The 23,699-nt window shown below is 63.1% G+C and carries 16 protein-coding genes and 2 tRNA genes; 12 read left to right on the forward strand and 6 right to left on the reverse strand.

Annotation, left to right across the window (positions count from 1 at the left end; all coding sequences use genetic code 11):
• Positions 1-19 precede the first annotated feature (19 nt).
• Entirely contained in the window at positions 20-1,537 is a 1,518-nt protein-coding gene (locus tag AC1AV0_RS10100; protein ID WP_476573629.1) for a formate--tetrahydrofolate ligase, read from the forward strand.
• A gap of 218 nt (positions 1,538-1,755) precedes the next feature.
• Here AC1AV0_RS10100 and AC1AV0_RS10105 read toward each other — a convergent pair whose 3' ends face one another.
• Positions 1,756-2,106 carry a tautomerase family protein gene (locus AC1AV0_RS10105; RefSeq protein WP_476573631.1) on the reverse strand — a complete coding sequence of 117 codons (351 nt, stop codon included), beginning with the start codon at positions 2,104-2,106 and terminating at the stop codon, positions 1,756-1,758.
• Positions 2,107-2,264: 158 nt separating this feature from the next.
• Here AC1AV0_RS10105 and AC1AV0_RS10110 point away from each other — a divergent pair, with 158 nt between their 5' ends.
• A complete protein-coding gene (locus AC1AV0_RS10110; RefSeq protein WP_476573736.1) occupies positions 2,265-2,798 on the forward strand; it encodes a GtrA family protein in 534 nt (177 codons plus the stop codon).
• A 69-nt stretch (positions 2,799-2,867) separates the two neighbouring features.
• Here AC1AV0_RS10110 and AC1AV0_RS10115 read toward each other — a convergent pair whose 3' ends face one another.
• A complete protein-coding gene (locus tag AC1AV0_RS10115; RefSeq protein ID WP_476573633.1) occupies positions 2,868-4,292 on the reverse strand; it encodes an MFS transporter in 1,425 nt (474 codons plus the stop codon).
• Positions 4,293-4,538: 246 nt separating this feature from the next.
• Between AC1AV0_RS10115 and AC1AV0_RS10120 the strand changes: the two genes are divergently transcribed.
• Positions 4,539-5,198, forward strand: a complete 660-nt coding sequence (locus AC1AV0_RS10120; protein WP_476573635.1) for a histidine phosphatase family protein — start codon at positions 4,539-4,541, stop codon at positions 5,196-5,198.
• 30 nt (positions 5,199-5,228) lie between these two features.
• Positions 5,229-6,098: a hypothetical protein gene (locus AC1AV0_RS10125; protein WP_476573637.1), complete on the forward strand. Its 870-nt coding sequence runs from the start codon at positions 5,229-5,231 to the stop codon at positions 6,096-6,098.
• A 59-nt stretch (positions 6,099-6,157) separates the two neighbouring features.
• Here the strand turns inward: AC1AV0_RS10125 and AC1AV0_RS10130 are convergent, their stop codons facing one another.
• The 3 genes from AC1AV0_RS10130 to AC1AV0_RS10140 all read right to left on the reverse strand — a co-directional run bounded on the left by AC1AV0_RS10130 (position 6,158) and on the right by AC1AV0_RS10140 (position 9,314).
• The gene (locus tag AC1AV0_RS10130; protein ID WP_476573639.1) at positions 6,158-7,336 is read right to left on the reverse strand and encodes a DUF805 domain-containing protein; all 1,179 of its coding nucleotides are present in this window, start codon (positions 7,334-7,336) and stop codon (positions 6,158-6,160) included.
• A 98-nt stretch (positions 7,337-7,434) separates the two neighbouring features.
• Complete coding sequence (locus AC1AV0_RS10135; RefSeq protein ID WP_476573641.1) at positions 7,435-8,220, reverse strand: ABC transporter permease; 786 nt, start codon at positions 8,218-8,220, stop codon at positions 7,435-7,437.
• 41 nt (positions 8,221-8,261) lie between these two features.
• A complete protein-coding gene (locus AC1AV0_RS10140) occupies positions 8,262-9,314 on the reverse strand; it encodes an ABC transporter substrate-binding protein (RefSeq protein ID WP_476573643.1) in 1,053 nt (350 codons plus the stop codon).
• 351 nt (positions 9,315-9,665) lie between these two features.
• Here AC1AV0_RS10140 and gltX point away from each other — a divergent pair, with 351 nt between their 5' ends.
• The 4 genes from gltX to AC1AV0_RS10160 all read left to right on the forward strand — a co-directional run bounded on the left by gltX (position 9,666) and on the right by AC1AV0_RS10160 (position 13,273).
• Positions 9,666-11,186, forward strand: coding sequence for a glutamate--tRNA ligase (gene gltX / locus AC1AV0_RS10145; protein ID WP_476573645.1), 1,521 nt, complete (start codon positions 9,666-9,668; stop codon positions 11,184-11,186).
• A 368-nt stretch (positions 11,187-11,554) separates the two neighbouring features.
• A tRNA-Glu gene (locus AC1AV0_RS10150) sits at positions 11,555-11,627 on the forward strand.
• A 39-nt stretch (positions 11,628-11,666) separates the two neighbouring features.
• A tRNA-Gln gene (locus AC1AV0_RS10155) sits at positions 11,667-11,738 on the forward strand.
• Positions 11,739-11,950: 212 nt separating this feature from the next.
• The gene (locus AC1AV0_RS10160) at positions 11,951-13,273 is read left to right on the forward strand and encodes a metallophosphoesterase (RefSeq protein WP_476573647.1); all 1,323 of its coding nucleotides are present in this window, start codon (positions 11,951-11,953) and stop codon (positions 13,271-13,273) included.
• Between the two features lie 232 nt (positions 13,274-13,505).
• On the opposite strand, the gene AC1AV0_RS10165 is transcribed toward AC1AV0_RS10160, so the two are convergent.
• Positions 13,506-14,294 carry an IclR family transcriptional regulator gene (locus AC1AV0_RS10165; RefSeq protein ID WP_476573738.1) on the reverse strand — a complete coding sequence of 263 codons (789 nt, stop codon included), beginning with the start codon at positions 14,292-14,294 and terminating at the stop codon, positions 13,506-13,508.
• Between the two features lie 296 nt (positions 14,295-14,590).
• Between AC1AV0_RS10165 and leuC the strand changes: the two genes are divergently transcribed.
• From leuC to AC1AV0_RS10185, 4 genes are all read left to right on the forward strand, one after another.
• Entirely contained in the window at positions 14,591-15,994 is a 1,404-nt protein-coding gene (leuC, locus tag AC1AV0_RS10170; RefSeq protein ID WP_476573649.1) for a 3-isopropylmalate dehydratase large subunit, read from the forward strand.
• A gap of 28 nt (positions 15,995-16,022) precedes the next feature.
• Entirely contained in the window at positions 16,023-16,703 is a 681-nt protein-coding gene (gene leuD / locus AC1AV0_RS10175) for a 3-isopropylmalate dehydratase small subunit (RefSeq protein WP_476573651.1), read from the forward strand.
• 620 nt (positions 16,704-17,323) lie between these two features.
• Positions 17,324-22,033 carry an MBG domain-containing protein gene (locus AC1AV0_RS10180; RefSeq protein WP_476573653.1) on the forward strand — a complete coding sequence of 1,570 codons (4,710 nt, stop codon included), beginning with the start codon at positions 17,324-17,326 and terminating at the stop codon, positions 22,031-22,033.
• Complete coding sequence (locus AC1AV0_RS10185; RefSeq protein WP_476573655.1) at positions 21,960-23,540, forward strand: Ig-like domain-containing protein; 1,581 nt, start codon at positions 21,960-21,962, stop codon at positions 23,538-23,540. Before AC1AV0_RS10180 ends, AC1AV0_RS10185 begins: the two co-directional genes overlap by 74 nt.
• The last annotated feature ends 159 nt before the right edge of the window (positions 23,541-23,699 follow it).

Genomic DNA, 23,699 nt, shown 5'->3' on the forward strand with positions numbered 1-23,699 from the left:
ACACCAGAAAGGACCCGATATGACCGATATCAAGGACTTCACCAGCCAGTACGGACTGGTTGAGAAAATCGACGCCTTCGGCTATCTCGACGCGTTGAAAGCCAATCCGGACGCCCCGCGCAAGCACGGCAAAATCGTGCTGGTCACGGCCGACACCCCGCTGATGGCCTCCCGCGGCGAAGGCAAAACCACCACCACCATCGCCCTAATCGACGCGCTCAACAAGCGTGGGCTAGATGCGGCCGCCGTGCTGCGCCAGCCGAGCATGGGCATCACCGCCGCCGGTTCCAAAGGCGGCGCGTCGGGCGGCGGCAAGGCCTCCCTGACCCATCCCGAACTCATCGACTGGGGCCTGACCGGTGAGATGGCCGCCATCGCCGCCGCGCAGAACCTGCTGGTCTCCTTCGCGGAGAAGGCCATTGACGAAGGCAAGCTCGACGATATTCTTGTGCCGCGCGTCTCCGAGGTGCCGAGCCGTTCCCTGCGCTCGATCACCGTGGATGCGGGCAAGAACAATGTGGCCGAGAAGGTCGTGCTCACGCCGACCTGCGAGCTTATGCAGATCGTGTGCCTGTCGCGTTCGATGGACGAGATCGGCCGCCGCGTGGCCGCGATGATCGCCGGCACCAAGGACGGCAAGGCCGTGACCTTCGGCGAATTCATCGACCTGTGGCGCATCACCGATATGCTTGCCAGCGCTGTGATGCCGGCCAAGACGGAAACCGTCAACGGCTCACCCGTCTACGTGCACGGCGGTCCCTTCGCCAACGTGTCCATCGGTATTCCGACCCTCGCTTCGGTGCAGATGGCCTGCGCGCTGCATGATGTGGTGATCGTCGAAGCCGGATACGGTGCCGACGCGGGCGCGCAGAAGTGGCTGGACATCGCCTGCCGCGAGTATGGCGCGCAGTGGCCGTCCGCCGCGATCGTCGTGACTCGCGCCTCCACCTGGCGCGACGATCCGGAACTCGCGTGGCGCTACCCGTTCCACGTGGACCGTTTGGAGAAGCTGGACATCCCCACCTTCCCGCTGGTCAATCTGTGGGATGGCGAGGACGACCAGATTCCGGCGCTGCAGGCCACGGCCAAGGAGCTGGAATTCCGCGATCCGATTATCGGCAACCTGTACCGCGACGGCGGCGAGGCGCTAGCCCCGCAGCTCGACCAGTTCGTGGATGCGCTGGTCGGCGGTGCGATGCCTGCCGAGCCGCACAGCCACAAGGGCATGCCGCTGGTGGAGAACGTCAAGTGGATCGCCGAGCAGGCCTATGGCGTGCCGGCCGAGCGCGTGGTGCTTAAGGATGGTTTCGCGGCTTCGCTGGCCGAGGCGAACGAGCTGTGCGCGAGCATCGGTGTGTCGCCGGATGATATGGCGGTGGTCGCGGTCAAGTCGCCTGCGACGATGACCGACAACGACCGCGCCGGCGAGGATGAGCGCACGGTGACCTTGAAGAAGGTCGAAGTGCATGCGGGTGCCGGTCTGGTGCATGTGAACCTCACCACTAGCCTGACCACCCCCATGCCCAAGATCGTCTGACGCATTTCTCCTCGTCATCCTGAGCGGAGTCGAAGAATCTCGTAACGAATGAGATCCTTCGACTCTGCTGCGCTACGCTCAGGATGACGAAGAGGGGTTGCGTGTCTCCTCAGGAGTGGCGTTGGTAATGGTTGTTCGTCATGCTGAGCGGAGTGCAACGAAGTCGAAGCATCTCCACAGGGTGACGAGGAAACAGGCCTCTTGCGTGGGTGCGAGACTTAGAAATTGCCGCCGTTCCAACCCCAGTCGGAGGTGGCGGTGTAGCGGATGTAGGTGCGGTCCTGCGGAACGCCGAGCGTGGATTCGAGCGCGGTCATGATCTGGTGGGTGAGCTCCTCCCACACGGAGCCCGGCACGGCGGAGCGGCCGAGCAGATTGACCTCCACATAGGCGGCCGGCGCGCTGTCGTCGCCGCCGAAATAAATCGGCATATTATCCTCGAACGGGCACATCAGCCAGCCTTCGGACTTACCGGGCACGGCGGTGATCGCCTTGCCATAGGCGGATTTGAGCGCCTCGCGCTGCTCGGGCGTGGTGGCGACGGACACATGGGTGTGGATGACGGGCATGATGCCTCCTTGATCGCGGACAATCTTCCGCATTCATCATAGGCCGCTTGTTGGCCGCTCGCGGTAAGGATTCTCTGTGTGGATGGGGGAGTATCGGTCGCATGCGTCGCAAGAGGCGTGTTTAATGGACGATTGTGAAAAAACTGATTGCGCAGCTTATGAAGTTCGGCATCGTTGGCGTGATCGCCTTCGTCATCGACTATGGTCTGATGAATCTGCTGTTGGCGTTCCATTTGCACAACATCCTTGCCAGCACCATCTCGTTCCTGGTGTCGTTGATCTTCAACTATCTGGCGAGCATGAAGTTCGTGTTCAAGCATCGCCCCGATATGGCCCGATGGATGGAGATTCTCATCTTCGCGTCGGCTTCGGTGGTCGGCCTGTTCATCAACGAGCTCATCATCTACATCTCCACATTCGGCATGAACCATGACGCCATGATCACGCAGCATACCGAATACATGATCCGCACCAATATCGGCAAGCTCGTCGCCACCGCCGTGGTGATGGTGTGGAACTTCCTGATCCGCAAGTGGCTGCTCGACGACACGCACACCAATGCGATGAACCGTCTGAAGTCCGCCGACAACCGATTGACTCCCGAACAGCTCGAAGCCAAGTGGGAGAACAGCTTCTCGCACAGGCTTGGCCTGTGGTCGCTGGAGCATACGCCCCAAGGCTGGCCAAAGTAGGCGTTAAACACATACGAAAAGCCCGTTGGAGAAATCCAACGGGCTTTTCATATGCTCACCACAAAGAGGCTATACGGCGACTTCGGTGAGGGTGGGCTGTTCGGTGCTGGACTTGATCTGCTTGAAGCCGATGAACGCGATCACCAGCGAGGCCAACGCCAGCACGGTCACCACCGTGAATCCGCCGTGCGAGCCGTAACGGTCGATGAACTGGCCCGCGATCGCGGAACCGGCCGACGAACCGATGGAGTTCATCGCGCCCATCCACGCCACGCCCTCGGTGAAGCGGGTCGGCGGCACAAGATGCAGCATCAGCTGGTTGCCGTTGATCCAGGTGGGGGCCTGACACACGCCGATCACCAGATAGATGAGCATGATCACCCACAGATGCTGGGCGAACATGAACGTGCCGATGCCGATGTTCACCACGGCCAGGCAGAAGTAGAAGCGCTTCCACAGCGGAATCGTCCAGTTCTTCGCGCCGTACAGCAGCGCGCCCACCAGCGAGCTGAAGGAGAAGCAGGCGAACACGAAACCCGTGTACTGCTTCATATCCTGCTCGGTGGCGAAGGCGATGATCGAAATGCCGGTGGCCGACTGGAACGCGCCCAGCGAGAACCAGGTGACGCACACGGCGATCAGACCCGGACCCCAGATGGACTCCTTGGTGGCGGTCGCCTGCTCGGCCATCGTCACCTCGATCGCGGCGCGAATCTCCTCCTCCGAAGCGCCCTGCGCGCGCTTCTCGCGACGCACGGTTTCGGCGATGGTCTCCGTCTTGAGCGCGGCCGCCTTGGCCGCCACATGCTCGCGGTATTCCTTGCGGGACATGCCTGCCTCACGCGCCAGATCGCTTTGACTCGGCGGCTCGGTGCTCAATTCGGTGAGCACCATCAGCGCGCCGACCACCACGCACATGCCGGTGAACGAGAACGCGAGCAGGCCGGAGATCACGGCCAGCGTGGAGGCGAGCGGATTGCCGATCACCCACATGCATTCGTCGAACACGCCCGACAGGCTCAGCGCGCGGTTCGTGCGTTCGGAATCACCTTTCAACAGGCGGGTCCAACGGGCGCGGCTCATCGCGCCCCACGGCGGAATCGCCGCGAGGAACGGCGTGATGCAGAACAGCACCCACTCGGGCGCATGCGCGTTGATGCACGAGATCATCGCGGTCGCGGCGATCATCCACACGACAATCGTGGGAATGGAGACGCGGCGCTGGCCGAACTTGTCGACGAGCTTGCCGAGCACCGGGCTGACCACGGCCAGCGCGATCGCCTGCACGGCGGTCAGCGCGCCGGCCAGCGAATAGTTGCCGTAGAAATGCTGCACCGAAATGGTGATGGTCATGCCGACCATCGGGAACGGCATGCACGCGATCACGGAACCCACGGAGAATCGCGCGGTATGCGGGATACGCAGCAGCTCCGCGTACCCGCCGAACAGGCGGCGCCCCAGATCCCTGATGACGTTTACTGAACCATGTGACATGACAAAACCACGCTCCTTTCCGCTCCCGATTGGATGTTCCCCGGCGCTTGGCGTCGCACCGGAGCCCTCATCGATACTGATGTGTTGTGTCCATGGTCGCGCAAAGTTTGCGTGAGCGAGAGATCCCCTTCTGCGCATATTTGCGTCGAGGCAACTCTAATAGCAGCCCCGGCCACGACACGCGGTACATTGGTATATCGATACAAGGATTTTCCCCATATGGGGCGCTGCGAGGAAGGCCGGCAGATGAGCGCAACCACCATACATTTCGTCCGTCACGGCAAGGTGTACAACCCCGACCATCTGCTGTACGAGCGGCTGCCCGATTTCCACCTGTCGAACCGGGGCCGGCGCATGGCGGAGGCCACCGGCGCCTACATCGCCGCGAATCCGCAGATGAACACGGTGGCGGCCGTCTACTCCTCGCCGCTCGACCGCACGCGCGAGACCGCGGGCGCGATTCTCGAGGCGCTCAACCGGGTGCGCGCCGAACGCGGGGAGGACGAACTCGAACTCATCACCGATGAGCGCGTGATCGAGGCGGAGAACGAATTCCGCGGCAAGCGCATCGGCCACGGCGAGGGCGCGCTGTGGAAGAACGGCAATTGGCGGCTGGTGCGCAACCTGTACAAGCCCAGCTGGGGCGAGTCGTACCGGCATATCGCCGAGCGTATGGATGCGTTCGCGCGCGAGAAGGTGGCGCAATACCCGGGCCAGCAGATCGTCGTCGTCAGCCATGAGTCTCCCATCTGGAGCTACCGGCACATGCTGGAGACCGGTCACCCCGAGCATTGGATGTTCCTGCGGCGCACGGCCCTCGCCTCCGTGACGAGCGTGACCTACGACAATGAGACCGGGCGTGTGATGTCAATCACCTATGTCGACCCTGCGGCCGACGTGGAATAGCGCGAGAATGGACGTGTCGAAGGAGCTGATATGGAAACCGCAGTCATCGAGCATGTGGCGGAATGTCCCGCGGTGCGTGAGGCCGCCGAGGCCGGTGCCGCGCTGGTGGGCCTGTGGCCGCTGACCGACGCTCGGCAGATGGACAACGACGCGAAATACGCGGAGGAACTGCAGGTGCGCATCACGCGCGCGTTCGCCGCGGTGATGACCGGGCTGGATGTGACCATGCCCGACGCGGAATTCGTCTATGAGGGCGCGGACGAGATTCCGGGCCGCCCGCAGGAGATTGTGGACGCGCTGCTGGACGCCAACGACGCCTACGACACGATGGGTGAATTCACGTACAGCGGGGATGTGGAGCTGCTGTACGAGGCGGCGCATCTGCTGGGCGTGGAATGGGACGCGTCGGTGCGGGATGCGGTGGGTCGCGTCATCGCCGAGGCGCAGGCGGCGCTGGATGGGGGATCGCTGGCTGATGATGCGACGTCGCTGACCCGACGTTTCGCGGTGGCGTTGTGCGCGTGCCATCAGCTGGTGAACGCCGTCGCTGGGCCTTGTGACGCTGCGGACGCCGACGACGCTGCTGCCGCCCGACGTGTGCTGCCGGTGCTGTTGTTCGTCAACGAGCTGCGCGAACGCTATGGGATTCCGCGCATCTGCCTGACCGCCGAGCATATCCGCGCTCTGGTCGGCACGCGCGAATCGCTGGATGCCTTGGTGGAATTCGTCGCCCCGCTGGCCGGTGAGGAATGGACCAAGCATCGCGAGGATGTGCTGTGGGATCCGGATGAGGCGAAAAAACGCGCCAAAGAAGAGGACGAGCGACGCAACAAAGAAGCGCTCGCCGCCAAGTTCGCGCACGTCAAGGATGATCCGAACAAGCCCCACGTGGAGCTTTAATCAACGAAAAGACCCCTGTTGGACCACAGCCCAACAGGGGTCTTCACATAAGTCGGAGACTACCGTCCGTACTGGTTTTGACCGTACGGGGACTGGCCGTTATTGGCGTCGCCCTGCGGCTGGCCGTACTGGGCCGACGGGTCGGCCTGGCCGTACGGCGCGGACTGGGGCTGCTGAGGATAGCTGCCGTAGGGATTCTGCTGGGCGTAGTCCATCGGCTGGGCGGGAGCTCCTGGCACGGGCATTCCCGGCATGGGCTGCTGGGGCATCGGCTGATACGGCATGTAGTCGTCGTCATAGCGCGCGCCCTCGGGCTTGCTCGCCGCCGCCATAAACACGATATAGGCGACGAACGGGACCAAGACGAGCAGTCCGCCGAGGAAGATTCCTACGAGGCTTCCCGCGGCGAGGCCGGAGTAGTCCCCTCCGCCATAGCTGGCCACCGCGCCGAGGACGAACGCGCCGCCGCAAGCCATCACAATAAACGTGCCGATGATTATCGAGGTATAGATAATGGCCAGTATCCAGCCGGGCTTGTTCGCGTCGTGCAGGCGCCGCACCGACAGGGCGAGTGTCGGAATGAACGTGGCCAGTCCCCACAGGGTGTCCAGGAACGACAGGTCGTCATTCATGCTGATGAGCAGGTTCAGCACAAAGCTGACGGCGAGCGACGCCAGGAACCACCACCAGAACTCGCTGCGGGAGGCGCGGCCTTTGAACACCGCGTACTTCTTCCAGAAGCGCAGGAACGCCTCGGGGAAGGGGCAGCCGTAATACGGTTTGTTCAGCGGCGGCACGTCCCCGGCCGTGGCCGCGTACGGCGCGCCGGCATATGCGCCGGAGGGAGCTCCATACGGTTGCGCGGGCTGCTCATACGGATTGGACTGCGCATACGAATTAGGCTGCGTGTACGCATTGGGCTGCGTGTAAGGATTAGCCTGGCCGTACGGATCGGGCTGTGCGTACGGATCAGTCTGAGGCGCGGCCGCCTGATATTGCGGCACCTGCGCGGCCGGAGCTGCCTGTTGTGCGGTGGGATCGGCCTGGCCCGCGTACTGAACGGACGATTGCGTGTACTGAGGGGTCTGCGGCGTTTGCGGTGCGGTCTGGCCGTATTGCGGCAGCGGCGGCACCTGCGGTACCTGGGGCACTTGCGGCGTCTGCGGGACCTGAGGCGTCTGGGCGTCGGTGCCGAGCGTGGGATCCTGCGGCTGCGGGTTCTGGTTGGGATCAGTCATTGATTCCCCTTTCTCAAGACGGATGGCGTCCGTATCATTCTCGCACAGTCCGCCCGAGAACCGCGGGTTTTCGCGGGTGTTGCATGAGGGAGGAATATTCAGTCGCCGGACTCGTTGAAGGCGATGGTGTCGTCCGGGCCGAGCAGGACGCGCTCGAGAAGCGAAATCGCGCCGATCAGCAGGCCCGTCATCGCCACCACGGCCACTGTGGCGGAGAAAATCAAGGGGGTGCGGAAGGAATTGAACGCGGCCTGTAGCCAGATGCCCAAGCCATTCATCGCGCCGAGATATTCCGCGGTGACGGCGGTGCCGAACACGTATGCCGCGGTGATGCGCACGCCGCCGAAAATCTGGCGCGCGGCGACCACCAGTTTCACATGAATCAGCGTCCAACCGCGGGTCGCGCCGCAGGTGAGCGCCACATCCTCATAGAAGCGCGGCACCGCGTTGAGCCCGCGGGCGGTCTGCACGGCCACGGGAAACACGCCGAACACGGCGACGATCACGATTTTGCCGAAGGGCGCGAAGCCGAACCAAATCATGAACAGCGGTGCGATGGTGATCAGCGGAATCGTCTGCGCGCCCACCAGAAGCGGTGTACACGCGCGGTCGAAGGTGCGCCACAGATGCAGCCCGATACCGATCGCCAATCCTGCCACCACGGCGATCAGAAAACCGGTCAGCGCCTCGTAGGCGGTGATGACGGTGGCCTCCATCAGCTCCGGCCACGTGCCTGCCATGGAAGCCGCGATTTGGCTGGGGGCGGCGAGCACCCGTTCGGAGACGTGGCCGAGCCGCACCGCCGCCTCCCATACGCCGAGCAGCGCGGCGACGGTGATCGTCGGCGGGGCGATACGGGCGGCAAGCGATGCGCGGGCGGTCATACGTCTCTCCTTACGGGCGTGTGTTTTCGATGCAGGGCGGATTATTGCGCGAATTCGTTGGTGGCGAGATCCTCGGCTTGCGGGGCCTGGCCGAGGGTGTTACCGTCGGAATCCGTGTAGGTGCCGGCCTCGTACTGGAAGTCGAGGTAGGCCTGGGCGTCGTCGAAGTTCACGGTGCCGGGCAATGATGTGGCGTCGCCGTCGGTCCAATACGCGCCATTGATGATCTCCTGCATCGAAGCCTTGGTCAGCGTCTCGTCAAGCTGCGCGGTGGAGGCGGCCTCCACCAGAATCTCCGCGGCCTCGTCCGGGTGGGCGAGCGCGTAGTCGTAGCCGCGCTTGGTCGCCTCGACGAACTTGCCCAGCGCCTCCTTGTTGCCAGCGTCATCCAACCAGGAGGATTTCACCGCGAAACCAAGCTGGTCCGGATTGCCGGGCACACCCCAGTCGCCTGCCACGAAGCAGTTCAGCGCCGGGCCGTTGAGTTCGGACTCCACGTTCTCCCACGTGGCGTAGAATCCGCCGAAATCACCCTGACCCGAGGTGAGCGTTTCGAAAGTGCTGGTGCCGGCCGTGGCGGTTTCGAACTCGCCGGTGCCGCCCGCGTTCTTGATCATCTGCTGGATGACCGCGGTCTGCTCGGCCGAGCCGAAGCTCACGAAGGTTTTGCCGTCGAAATCCTTCGGCGAAGTGATGTCGGTGCGGGAGGCCAGCGAACACCAGCGGGCCACCTGCTTCTGCGTCAGATCGAACACGAACTTCAGGTCGGAACCCTGCGCGTTGAACGCCGCCACATTACTCAACGTGGTGAAGCCGACGTTCGCCACGCCGTTCTCCACACTGACCTCGGCGCCGGCCTGGGCGGTCGGCAGAATCGTCACGTCCACGCCGGCCTCATCGTAATAGCCCAGTTCCTGCGCCACATACAGGCCGATATGGTTCGTATTCGGCGTCCAATCCAACATGAACGACAGGGAGGGGGTGGAGGAGTCGGCCGAGCCGGCGGTGTCATCGCCGCCGCAGGCGGCGAGAGAGGCGATCAGGCAGGCGGCTCCAACCACGGCCGCGACCTTACGCAATTCCATCTTCTTCATCTAATCACCTTGCTTTCCGCGCGTTGCCGCGCGCTCAACAGGCCTGAAGCGGAAGCGACGGGAAGGTGAGGAGCCCGCGCGCGCATCAGACCATCGTGTGGCGGACTTACTTCCGTGGGCGAATCATTCCGACGCGGGCCGGAGCCCATGCGTCCAGCCGCCGTTCGCGGACGTTCCGCCCGGTACGGCTGTCTTGCCCACGGAACGTCGCCATGCGGCGACGGAGTTCCGCACATGAATATCTACTGATGTGTGGCACGGCTGCTGCCACCAACCGCGCGAACGCAACCCATTATAGGGAAGGTCTGGCCTTTGGTGCGCGCGTCCGAACTACGGGGCACAATATGCCTTATGAGTGAAGCTGAAAACACCAAACCCGAACTGCCCGCGAACGTCCGTGTTCGCTTCTGCCCCTCGCCGACCGGCACCCCGCACGTCGGCATGATCCGCACCGCCCTGTTCAACTGGGCCGAGGCGCGCGCCACCGGCGGCACCATGGTCTTCCGCATCGAAGACACCGACGCCGAACGCGACAGCGAGGACAGCTACAACCAGATCATCGAATCCCTGCGCTGGCTGGGCATCGACTGGGATGAAGGCATTGACGTGGGTGGCCCGCACGGCCCCTACCGTCAGTCCCAGCGCTCCGACCTGTACAAAGACGTCGCCGCGAAACTGCTTGAGGCCGGCTACGCCTACGAATCCTTCTCCACTCCGGACGAGATTAAGGAACGCAACCTCGCAGCCGGACGCCCTGAGGCTTTTGGTTACGACGGCTACGACCGGAACCTGAGCGACGAGCAGAAGGCCGCGTTCCGCGCCGAGGGCCGCCAGCCCGCGCTGCGTCTGCGCATGCCCGACGAGGATGTGGTTTTCGACGACCTGATCCGCGGCACCATCGAATTCAAGGCCGGAAGCGTGCCGGACTATGTGATCGTGCGCCCGAATGGCGACCCGCTGTACACGCTCACCAACCCGGTGGACGACGCGCTGATGGAGATCAACGTCGTGCTGCGCGGCGAGGACCTGCTCAGCTCCACCCCGCGCCAGATTGTGCTCTACCGCTACCTCATGGAACTCGGCATCGCCAAGCAGATGCCCGTGTTCGGCCACATGCCGTACGTGATGGGCCAGGGCAACAAGAAGCTCTCCAAGCGCGACCCCGAATCGAACCTGTTCAACCACCGCGACAATGGCTTCATCCGCGAAGGCCTGCTCAACTATCTGGCGCTGCTCGGATGGTCGATCGCGCCCGACAACGACGTGTTCTCCATGGACGAGATGGTCGCGAAGTTCGATGTGCGCGACGTGAAGGCCAACCCGGCGCGCTTCGACATCGACAAGGCGATTTCCATCAACGCCGAGCATATCCGCATGCTCGAACCGGCCGACTTCCTGAGCCGCGCGGTGCCGTACCTGCATCGCGACGGCGTGGTCTCCGCAGAAACGTGGGAGGCGCTCACCGATCGCGAACGCGAGATTCTGACCGCCTCCGCCGAACTTGTGCAGCCGCGCGTGCGCCTGCTGGGCGAGGTGGCTGGCATGGTCGGCTCGCTGCTTAGCGAGGAAGGCTATATCGAGCCGGAGGACGACGCACGCAAGACGTTGAAGGACTCCGCCGCCGACGTGCTCGACAAGGCCATCGCCGCGCTCGAAGGCGCGGGCGAGGCGAACTGGAAGGCTGAGCCGCTGCACGAGCTGCTTAACGTGGCGCTGATCGACGAAGGCGGCTACAAGCCGCGCCTGGCCTTCGGCCCGGTGCGCGTGGCCGTGTCCGGACGCCGCGTGAGCCCGCCGCTGTTCGAGTCCATGGAGATCCTGGGCAAGGAGATCACCGTCGCGCGTCTGAAGGGACTGCGCGAGCATCTGTGACGCTGAAGCGGTGTGGGATTGTTGTGTCGGAGGAGACCCTTGCGGGTCTCCTCCTTTCTTTTGCGGAGGTCCTCGTCATCCTGAGCGGAGCCGTCAGGCGGAGTCGAAGGATCTTATGGCTGTTGACGAGCTGGCGGGCGTGAGATCCTTCGACTCCGGCTCCGCCTCCGCTCAGGATGACGTGGAGTGATGAGTTTGTCAGGTGACAGCCCACTGGGCTGTCACCTCCTTGTGTCGCGCGCTTATGTCTTTCCTGAAGGGAAAGACGGCGCGCGACACGCCGATGGGTTGCGCTTGTTGATGAAGTCGCGTAGATTAATCACTCGTTGCGCGGCACACAGCCAAGCAGCACAGTGAAAACTGAATACGCCCCCATCGTCTAGCGGCCTAGGACTACGCCCTCTCACGGCGCCAACACCGGTTCAAATCCGGTTGGGGGTACGACGAAACGACTTCTTAGAAGTTATTCGCCATGCCAATTGGGGTGTGGTGTAATTGGCAACACAGCTGATTCTGGTTCAGCCATTCTTGGTTCGAGTCCAGGCACCCCAGCGAATGAATCCCTACGGCAGATGCCGCAGGGATTTTTCATATCACTCGCTTCAGAGTCACCGGCGAACAATCCCACGCTGATTTCAGCAGTTTTCGCCATCGTGTTCATATCAGTTCTTTCCGGCTCGCATCACCAGTGTCTGCGTGAGCTCAGCTGCGTGGCAGCTCGGCGGAATCGCGCGTTGGCTTGCTTCTGCATTAAGGTGGAGCCTATGACGGAATCACAGCGCGCGCCTGAAGGCCTATCGACCAAGCCCCGCATCAAACCCGCCGACGCGGGCGACACCCGGCCGGTGTCGGTGTCGGCGAGGCTGGGACGGCTGCAATTCCACAATTCCGGCAAATTCCGCGTTCTGCAAATCTCTGACATTCAGGACGGGCCCAAAATCGCCAAAGACACCATCGCACTGATCGAAGCCTCGCTCGACACCGTGCGCCCCGATTTGGTGATCTTCACCGGCAATCAGATTGCCGGATACGACCCGGCCTTCGCCGAAACCTTCCGTAAACGGCGCTGGAGCGGCGTGAACGCCGTCGGCGGTGCCAATGGTTCGGTTGAAGCGCACGGGCCGAGCGAAGCGACGCTGGAACGCACGCGCGAGCTGGTGCGCGCCGCCGCGTCGCAATTCCTGGAACCGCTGGTCTCACGTGGCGTGCCCTTCGCTGTGACCTACGGCAACCATGATTTCCAATGCGGTCTCGACAACGCCGAACTCGACGCCATCTACCGCGAATTCCCCGGCTGCTTGAACGAGCCTCCCTCACCGGACCATCTCATGCCCGAACAAACCGTGCATACCTGCGCTCCCGGCACCCTCGCCCTGCCGGTGGCCTCCACCGACCGCGCCGCCGGCAACGTGCTCGGTGTGGTGCTGGTCGATTCCGGCGACTACGTGCACGGCGGCGGATTCGCCGCGCCCTCGGACGAGGCGTTGGCGTTCCTGCGCGAAGTGCCGGCGAAAATCGGCGCTCCCTCGCTGGTGTTCCAGCATATGCCGCTGCCTCAGTACTACGACGTGCTCACCGAAGTGCCCTCTACGGCCGCCTTCGCCATGCAGGGGTATCGCACGCACGATTACGCCTACTTCGTTTTGGATGGAGAAAAAACGCAGCCCGGAGGCTATCTTGGCGAGGGTGTGAGTTGCCCGGATGAGGACTGCGGCGAATTCGATATTCTGCGCGGCGACCACGACGGCTTCATCGGCATCTCCGCCGCGCATGACCACCGCAACGGATTCGTGGGCGAACTGGACGGACAGCTGCTTATCGCCACGCCGACCTGCGGATTCAACACTTATGGTCCGGCACCGGCGAAACGCGCCACCCGGCTGATCGAATTCGACATCCGCCACCCGTACCAGCCGCGCACGCAGCTTTTGGAGTTTGGTGAAATCGTCGGCAAGCCCAGCTCGAAGAAGGCCTACACCTACGCATTGAACCAAAAAGCCCCGCAGGATGGCGAGGGCGACGATCTGCTGCGCAAACCCAGTCTGTGGAGCCGAATACGGGGCTTCGTCTCCCGCCGCCAGTCGTAGACGTCCTCCGGTGCGTGTGGTATTTGCCGTGCGTGCCCGATGTGTTGTTTGCCGTCATCTTGAGCGGAGACGTAAGCCGGAGTCGAAGAATCTACATGGGATGATAGCGGGGATTCCTCGACTTCGCTCGGAATGACGAAAGGTGTCCGGAACGGCGGGTGCTTACGGTATGGAAAACCCGCCTGACGCGGGATGCGAGGCGGGTTTCGGAAAGAGTCTATAAAGCGCGGGATCAGCGGCCGGATGAGGCCTTGATCAGAGCGTCGGTCAGGTATTTGCCGGCGGCCATCACCAGCGGCGCGTAGCGGCGGCCCGGCGACGTGGACATGCGTCCGGTGGGGCCGGAGATGGAGATCGCGGCGATCACCTGGCCGGAAGCGTTGCGGATCGGCGCGGAAATCGAACACACGCCCTCTTCGCGTTCGTTGATCGATTCGGCCCAACCGCGCTTGCGCACCTGGGTGAGCTTCGCGGCCGTGAACTTCGCGCGGCGCAGTCCCTGATGCAGACGTTCGGAATCCTCCCATGCCAACAGAATCTGCGCGGCGGAGCCGGCCTCCATCGAAAGCATCGCGCCCACGGGAATCGAGTCGCGCAGGCCTGAGGCGCGTTCCACGGCGGCGATGCACACGCGCTGGTCGCCCTGACGGCGGTAGATCTGCGCGGATTCGCCGGTGCGGTCGAGCAGCGTCTGCAGAATCGGGCCCGCGGCGGTGAGCAGGCGATCCTCACCGGCGGCCGCGGCCAGTTCGGCGAAGCGCGAGCCGAGCACGAAACGGCCGTGCTGGTCGCGCAGCACGAAACGATGGCGTTCGAGCGCGATGGCCAGGCGGTGCGCGGTGGGGCGCGCGAGTCCGGTGGCCGCGACCATCTGTCCAAGCGTGGACGGGCCGGACTCGAGCGCGTCGAGGATTTTCACGGTTTTGTCAAGCACGCCGACGCCGGAATGGATCTCGCCATCGTCCTCGGGGGCGGGGATGTCGTGGGCTTCGGTGGAGGGGAGGGTGTCATCGAGCGGCATATCGTCCGTATTCTCAAGTTCGGTGGGGGAAGTCATAATCGTCGATTATGCCATCTCACATTGTGAAATACCAAATCGTGCTGATGTCCACAGGGTGAGAATCCGATGGCCGAGATGCCCACAGGGGTGCCTTAGGGAGGCAAAACGGTGTGATTCCAACGAAACGGCGAAGTGCGCGCCAACACTATCTCATATACCGGCCCCGGCATGAAGTTTCCGGTTCGGCCCAATACGCTGGTTACCACGAACAAGGCGCGAGCACAAGACCTCGCGCGAGAAATCGAGGAGGAACCCGTATGGGAACGACACTGGCCGAGAAGGTCTGGGCCGATCATCTGGTACGCAAGGGCAGCGACGGAGCGCCCGATCTGCTGTACATCGACCTGATGCTCATGCATGAGGTCACCAGCCCGCAGGCGTTCGAAGGACTGCGTCTGGCCGGCCGCACGCCGCGCCACGTGGACCAGCTCATCGCCACCGAAGACCACAACACCCCCACGGTCGACATCGACCGCCCGAATCCGGACGAGACCAGCGCACTGCAGCTGACCACGCTGGAGAAGAACTGCAAGGAATTCGGCGTGCGTCTGCATCCGCTGGGCGACGCCGATCAGGGCATCGTGCATGCCTTCGCCCCGATTCTGGGCCTCACCCAGCCTGGCATGACCATCGTGTGCGGCGACTCGCACACCTCCACGCACGGCGCGTTCGGCGCGCTCGCGTTCGGCATCGGCACCTCCGAGGTCGAGCATGTGATGGCCACCCAGACGCTGAGCCTGAAGCCGTTCAAAACTATGGCGATCAACGTGGAGGGCTCGCTGCCCGAAGGCGTGACCGCCAAGGATATCATTTTGGCGATCATCGCGAAGATCGGCACCGGCGGTGGCCAGGGCTACGTGCTCGAATACCGTGGCGAGGCGATCCGTCAGCTGTCGATGGACGCGCGCATGACCATTTGCAACATGTCGATCGAGGCGGGCGCGCGCGCCGGCATGATCGCCCCCGACGAGATCACCTTCGAATACCTGAAGGGCCGCCCGCACGCTCCCGAAGGCGAGATGTGGGACAAGGCCGTCGAATACTGGAAGACGCTGCGCACGGATGACGACGCCGTGTTCGACGCCGAGGTGACGTTGAACGCCGCCGACCTGCAGCCGTACGTGACCTGGGGCACCAACCCCGGCCAGGGCCTGCCGATCACGGCGAGCGTGCCGGTGCCTGAGCAGATCGCCGACGCCACCAAGCGTGCCGCCGCCGAACGCGCCATCGCCTACATGGGTCTGGAGCCCGGCATGGCCATCAAGGACATCGCCGTGGACACCGTGTTCATCGGTTCGTGCACCAACGGCCGCATCGAGGATCTGCGTGCCGCCGCCGCGATTATGAAAGGCCATCACAAGGCCGAGTCGATCCACCGCGTGCTCGTGGTGCCCGCCTCCGGCCGCGTGCGCCTGCAGGCGGAGGAGGAAGGTCTCGACCAGGTGTTCAAGGATTTCGGCGCGGAATGGCGCAACGCCGGCTGCTCGATGTGCCTGGGCATGAATCCGGACAAGATGGTGCCGGGCGAACGTTCCATCTCCACCTCGAACCGCAACTTCGAGGGACGTCAGGGCAAGGGCTCGCGCACGCACCTCGCCTCGCCGCAGGTAGCCGCCGCGACCGCCATCCGCGGCACGATCTGCAGCCCCGCCGACCTGTGACACCCCGATCGAAAGCAAGGACAAACCTATGGAAAAACTGACTACGTTGACGGGTGTGGGCGTGCCGCTGCGCCGTTCGAACGTCGATACCGACCAGATCATCCCCGCCGTGTTCCTTAAGCGCGTGACCAAGACGGGCTTCGATGACGCTCTGTTCTACGCATGGCGCCGCGATCCGGAATTCGTGCTTAACCAGAACGAATTCGCCAAAGGCCAGATTCTGGTGGCCGGCCCGGAATTCGGCATCGGCTCCTCCCGCGAGCACGCGGTATGGGCGCTGCACGATTATGGATTCCGCGTGGTGATCGCTCCGAGCTTCGCCGATATCTTCTACGGCAACACCGCTAAGAACGGCGTACTGGCGGCCATCATGCCGCAGGAATCGGTTGAGCTGCTGTGGAAGCTCCTCGAAGAGGAGCCGGGCCGTGAGATGACCGTGGATCTGGAACAGCGCACGGTGACCTGCGGCGACGTGACCCTGCCGTTCGAAGTCAACGACTACACCCGCTGGCGCTTGATGAACGGCTACGACGACATCGATCTGACGCTGCAGCACGAAGACGCCATCGCCGCCTATGAGGCGATGCGCGCCGAAAAGTTCCCCTTCAAGCCCAAGACGCTGCCCGCCAAGCACCTGCCCGAACAACGCATCGAATCGGCTCGGGATGTTGAATATGAATGGTCAGGACCTTTAGCTCATCGCAACTAGCGTTGCGATGAGCTAGCTGACAGCACAGTGTGCTGTCAGCAGGTCCTGAGCTGGGGCACCCGTGATAACGGGTGTCCCAGCCAATATTGAGCCGGCCGCAGGCCGTCCCTAATTGCAGGACCGGGACCGTGGCCACAATTGCCGGACCGGCTCCGTTTCGGCGTAGCCGCCGAATGCAAAAGGCCCGACCTACAGGTCGGGCCTTGGTTGGTTATCGGCTTTCGCCCCAACTCAAAAGGGTACGGACGAATACTATCACGGTGCATGGCGAGCTGACCTTGCGAAGCCTACGGCAGCTCTACCAGCTGCTGCGGCTCATAGCCTAGCCGGGGTATCCTTGAACCCCGTGCTTAATTCCGGTTTCGGCGCGTTTTTGTTGTTTTGAGTGCGCGTCCCTCTGTCCCGTCATCCTGAGCGGAGGTCGGAGCCCGTAGTCGAAGGATCCCACTCCGCCTGCGGCCAAAGCCAAAGCCAAGCCGCCAGCCCTTATGTCGTGGACCGCCGCGTCATGAGGGGATTGACCTGTGTCCGTCGGTCCCTGATTCATGCCCTATCCCCTCCTTCTGGCGCGCCGTCAAACCCTGTTCGGGGGGAGGGCTTGTTACGTTGAAAACCGGATTATGCTGCATGACGTTGTGCGTGCCGGAGAGAACAGAGGATTGATGATGATGGAAGCGTTGCGAAGGTCCGCCGCGAAGGCCGTGCTGCTCACGTTGCTGATGATGTTCGCCACCCTCGCCGTGGCGTTCGTTGTGGGTATGTTCCCGACCCAGGCCCAAGCGCAGGAGCAGTTCGTGACCGAGGGCGCGTTCACGCTGTCCACCACCGACGAGAGCGGTTTGGTCGAGGACACCGACTACACGTATGCCGGCAACACGCTGACCATCAAAACCGAGAAGCCCGTGACGGTGGGCATGTCCGACGCGGCGACGACACCAATCGACTACACAGACGACAAGGGCAACTCCAAGTCGGTCCCCAACGGCACCACGGCGGACAATATCGTCGTGAACCCGGGCAACGACAAGACCGCGAACGTGACCTTCGACGGCGTGGCGATCGACCGAAGCCAGATTGACTATTCGGCCGCCGTGCTGGTGTCTTCTGGTTCGTTGGATCTCACGCTCAAGGGTGATAGCGTGCTCAAGAGCGGTATGGCTTGTGCCGGTTTGCAGACTGAGGGGCAGTTGTTGTCCATTTCCGGTGATGGTTTTCTCAGTGCGGAGGGCGGCCGCCATGCTGCTGGTGTTGGCGGCGGATCCGATGCTACCGCTGCGGTCAGTGTCGAGATTTCGGGTGGTACGGTCGTCGCAATCGGTGGTAATGACGAGAGCTCAAAGGGTGCTGGTGCTGGTGTTGGCAGTGGAGCCGATACTTCCGCTCCTGTCAGCGTTAAGATTTCGGGTGGTGTAGTCGTCGCGACTGGCGGCAGCCGGGCTGCTGGTATCGGCGGCGGAAATTTTCCTTACGGTTCGGTCGATATTGTGGTGTCTGGTGGTGTGGTCACCGCGAAGGGGGGCCTTCTTGCTGCTGGTGTTGGCGGCGGATACGCCGTCGGGCGTTCGGGCTCGACGAGTGTTGTGATTTCAGGTGGTGTGGTCGATGCGGTTGGCGGCGAGGATGCTGCTGGTATCGGCGGCGGAAGGAGTGCTTTCGGTTCGGTCGATGTCAAGGTTTCGGGTGGTAAGATCACGGCTGCTGCGGGTTCGGCTGGGGTTGCCGTTATAGGTGACGGCGCCAGTAGGGTGGACGGCAGCGCGGCTGTTGTTGCCATTACGGGTGGTTTCTTTGGAGACTGGGATGCCGACGCTCAGACGGTGTATGGCATCCCTGTGGCCGATGCGGATAGTAGGTATGCGGTCGCGAAGAACACGGATGGGCAGACCAGCCAGAAGTATCCCGTGCAGGTAGTGGGCAAGGCCGGTGATTTCTATGTGTCGGGCGGCCAACATGATGCCGACTACAAGTACGAGAGCAACACACTGACCATTCTGTCGGATAAGACGTTGACGGTGAGCATGTCGTCCCAGGCGAAGGCGCAAATCGGTTACACGGATGACAAGGGCAACTCCAAGTCGGTCGACAACGGCACCACGACGGACAGGATCGTCGTGAACCCGGGCAACGACAAGACCGCGAACGTGACCTTCGACGGCGTGGCGATCGATCTGAGCGCCGTCGACAGGGCGGCCGCCGTGTTGGTGCAGTCGGGTTCGTTGGATCTCACGCTTAAGGGCGATAGCGTGCTCAAGAGCGGCGGGTTTTGTGCTGGGTTGCAAACTGAGGGGCAATCGTTGTTCATTTCCGGTGATGGTTTCCTCAGCGTGACGGGCGGCTCCTGGTCTGCTGGTGTTGGCGGCGGAGCCGGGACTCGCGCTGCGGTCAATGTTGTGATTTCGGGTGGTACGGTCGTTGCGACGAGCGTTGCCCATGCTGCTGGTGTTGGCGGCGGATACGGGGCTTCCGCTCCGGTCGATGTTGTGATTTCGGGTGGTACGGTCGTTGCGACGAGCGTTGCCCATGCTGCTGGTGTTGGCGGCGGAGCCAGGGCTTCCGCTCCGGTCGATGTTGAGATTTCGGGTGGTACGGTCGTCGCGACGGGCGATTCTGCTGGTGTCGGTGGTGGAGACAATGCTCAAGCTGCGGTTAACGTCGAGATTTCGAGGGGTACGGTCACCGCGCAGGGCGGCGGCTGGGCTGCCGGTATCGGCGGCGGATACGGGGCTTCCGCTCCGGTCGATGTTGTGATTTCGGGTGGTACGGTCGTCGCGACAGGCGGCGCTAATGGTGCTGGTGTTGGCGGCGGATTCCTTGCTGAAGCTGAGGTCAATGTCGAGATTACCGGCGGCCGGATCACGGCCCAGGCGGGTACGGGTGTCGATGCCGCTATAGGTGACGGTGCCGAGAGGCAGCAGGGCGTTTCTGAAGCTAGTGTTTCCATCACGGGTGGTGTGTTCGCGGATGAGACGGCGGACGCCGTGAAGAATCAGCAGGTGTACAAACAGACACCCGTTAAGGGTTATCTGGTGTATGCGAACGATGATAAGGATTCGAGTTCGGCGTATCCGTTGGCGGTGGGGCATGATCCGGAGTTAACGTTCGGGCCTGTTGAGTCGAAGGAATATGACGGTTCAGCGGTGTCCGTTTCGGCATCCGTGTCTAAGGTCGCGTCCGCTGATGGTGTCGAGGTATCGCTTCGCTATAGTCCCGCCAATGGGGACGAGGAGGACGATTGGACTGATGAGGCCCCGTCGGACGCGGGTTCGTATGTGGTCGAGGCGTCGGTCAAGAGCGCGGACTACGCGGCCGGTTCGGATGGCGCGCGTTGGGCGGCCGTGACGAAGACCGGCAAGTTTACCATCAATCAGAAGACGTTGAAGGTGACGGCGGACGACAAGGCGGTCGTCTATAACGCCGATGCTCCCATGTACACGTTCTCCGTGTCGGAATGGGCCAATGCCGAGGATGAGAAGACCTTGCCTTCGACATTGTCGGCCGCGTTGGCCTATGACTGCGGATACAAGAAGGGTTCGCCCGTCGTGGACGGCGGTTACGCGGTCACGCCAAAGTGGAAGACGGACGCTCCCGCCGGGTTGTCGAACTATAAGGTTGAGTTCGTGTCGGGCAAGGTGACGGTGGTGAAGTCCGCCGGCACGGTGACGGCCGACTCCTATAAGGGCGATGACAAGCAGTCTTCGTTCACGTATGGCGACACAATCACTGTGGAGGCCACGGTGGAGGCGTCTGGCGTGAAGTCTGGTTCCGTGGTGTTCTCCGCTCCGCGTGGACTGTCAGATGGTTCGGGGTTCGGTCTGTCCGGTTTGTCGGATGGTTCGGGCTCGTTCGGTCTGTCGGGTTCGTCCTCTCCGGGCACGGCGGCCCTGTATCTGGGAGATAAGAAGCTGACCGATAATGTGGAGGTCACGGACAAGCAGAACGGCTCGTATTCGGTCGTGCTGTCGTACGACACGTCGGGCAGGGAGATCTCCGTCGGGGATGGCCGGGAGTTGACGGTGCGGTTCTCCGGCAACGCCAACGTCGCGGCTTGCGAGAAGTCCGTGACGGTCGATCTCAAGGCGAGGCCCGTGGGCGTGAGTGTGTCGGGTGATGCGTCCAAGACGTATGACGGTTCGGCCGACGTGCCTGAGGGCCATTCGTTGAAGGTCGATGTCGTGTCCGGTGTGCTCGACGAGGACAAGGCGAAGGTGTCCGCCACGGCGAAGTATGCGTTCGAGTCCGCGGCCGCGAACACCAAGACGGTCAAGGTGTCGGATATCGCGTTGTCGGGCGATCTGTCCGGCTGGTATGCGCTGCCGTCTGAACTGCCGTCGTCGCATGAGGTGACCGGCATCACGCTCGCCAAGCTGGTCGTGACGGCCGATAGCGTCGAGGTGGCGTACGGGTCGGACGCTCCCGCGTATTCGGCCACTGTGTCCGGTTGGGTCAACGGCGAGGAGTCTTCGTTGTCCGCCGTGTTGTTCAAGGCGTTGGCCTATGAGTGCGGTTACACGAAGGGTTCGTCTGTCTCCGAGCAGGGCTACAAGGTCACGCCGAAGTGGGCTTCCGACGGCTCTCCCAAGGAGTTGTCGAACTATGCGGTGGAGTTCGCTTCGGGCGTGTTGACGGTGTCGCGTTCCACCGGTGTGGTGGCGGAAGGGGACATCGCCTCCTACGATGCCGACGACAAGTCGTCCTCGTCGTTCACGTACGGCGACACCGTCACCGTGAAGGCCAAGGTGACGGCGACGGGCGGGAAGTCCGAATCGTCTGCGGCGTCCCTGTTGTCGCGCTTGTCGGGTCTGGTGGGATTGTCGGACGATCCTGCGCCGGGCATGGCGGCCCTGTACTACGGTGAGACGAAGCTGACCGAGGATGTGAATCCGAAGGACAACGGCGACGGTACGTATTCGGTCGAACTGTCGTATGACACGTCGCGCAGGGTCGTGCCCACCGGTACCCAGTCGTTGACGATGCGCTTCTCCCAGGACGGCAACCTGTCGGACGTGGAGGCTTCCGTGGAGGTCACGCTCAAGAAACTTACGTTGAAGGCGAGCGTTCGGGGTGACGCGTCCAAGACTTATGACGGGACGTCCACGGTGCCTGCGGGTCATTCGTTGAAGGTCGACCTGTCCGGCGTGCTTGGGGGCGACGACGTGTCGGCCTCAGCGGAGTACGCTTTCGAGTCCGCCGGCGCGGGCTGTACGACGGTGAAGGCGTCCAAGGTGGCCCTGTCCGGCGGGTGCCGACTGGTATGCGTTGGAGTCCACGGAAGCGGCCGGCACGGTTACCGGCATCGCCAAGGCCCAGGGCGTGTTGACCTTGTCTCCTGATGGCGGCCAGTCCGCGGTTTATGGCGACTCCGGCTTCAAGCTGACGGCCGTGTCGAACAGCGGTGGCGTGGTGTCGTTCGCGTCGGATGACGAGTCGGTCGCGACGGTGGACGCGGACGGCAAGGTGTCGATCGTGGGCGCGGGCGAGGTGACGATCACCGCCACGCTGGACGAGACCGCGAACTACAAGGGGGCGGAGGCATCGGTGTCTCTTACGGTGTCCAAGAGCGGTGACGCGTTCCGGTTGGATACGGCCGCCATCTCCAAGACATACGGTGACGAGGGCTTCACGCTCGCGCCGCTCGCGTCCATTGGCGCTGGTGCGATCACGTATTCCAGCTCCGATGAGGCCGTTGCCTCCGTTGACGGGTCCGGCAATGTGTCGATTGTGGGCGTGGGCGAGACGACCTTGACTGTGAGTTCCGCGGAGAGTGATGATTTCGAGGCGAAGAGCGTGGAAATCTCGTTGACTGTGGCTCCGCGTCCCGTGGTCGTGGAGTGGGATGCCGTCTCGCTGACCTACAACGGCGTCTCCCAGGTTCCCGCGGCCCGTGTCTCGAATCTCGTGGAGGGCGATGAGTGCGTGTTGACGGTTTCGGGCGCGCAGACCAACGTCGGCTCCCATACCGCCACGGTGACGGGCGTGTCCAACGTGAACTACACGCTCGAGGGCGCGTCGAGCCTGACCCAGGGCTTCTCGATCGCGCCGGCCGCGTTCTCGTACACGGTCGAGGACCAGACCGTGAAGGCGGGCTCGACCCTCGCCGACATGGCCGTATCCGATTCTGGCGTGGGTGTGACTCTGCCGGATGGTACGACGGAGGCGGTGCCGGGCGTGATCGCCTGGTACGCGGACGCCGAGCATACGACGCCGTTGGATGCCACGCACGCGCTGCGTTCCACGGACGGTTCTCCGATATCCCTGTGGTGGACATTCACCCCGAGCGTGGATGCCGCGAACTATACGGGCACAGCGACCGGCATGGCGACGGTTGCGGTCGAGTCCGTGTCGACGGATGCCGGTGTGGTCGTGAATCCGGACGGTTCGGCGAGTATGCCCGACGGTAAGGGCGTGGTCGTGCCTGGCGGAGACGCTCCGGCCGTGGTGAATCCGGATGGTTCGGTCACTCTGCCTGAGGGCGGCGTGTTCACGCCGTCTGCCGACATCACCGGCGGCGAGAGCGGCGTGGAGGTCGTGGTTCCCGCGGGCGGCACTATCCATCCGGATGGGACCGTGGTCGACGCGGATGGCGCTACCGTGTGGGCTCCCGATTCTGATGACCCGGAGGGCCCGGACGATTCCGATGATTCGGACGACAATGACGATTCGGGAGATAAGAACGACGAGGACAAGAAGGACGACGGTTCGGACGATAAGAAGAACGACTCCGACGAGAAGCAGGAGAGCCTGTCCGAAAGCGGTGTCGGCGTGGCCGCACCTCTCATGGCCGTGGGCGTCCTGATGGTCCTTGGTCTGGCTGGAGCCGTTCTGCGGCGGAGGTTCTGAGAGATCCTTCGACTCCGGCTGCGCCTCCGCTCAGGATGACGTAGCGGGAGGGGCGGTACTCACTCCGCTCAGGATGACGGTGATTTTCCTCGTCATCTTGAGCGGAGCACGAAGTGCGGAGTCGAAAGATCCCGTAGTATGAGTCGTTCAGAGATCCTT

This window comes from Bifidobacterium sp. LH_558, assembly GCF_056356295.1.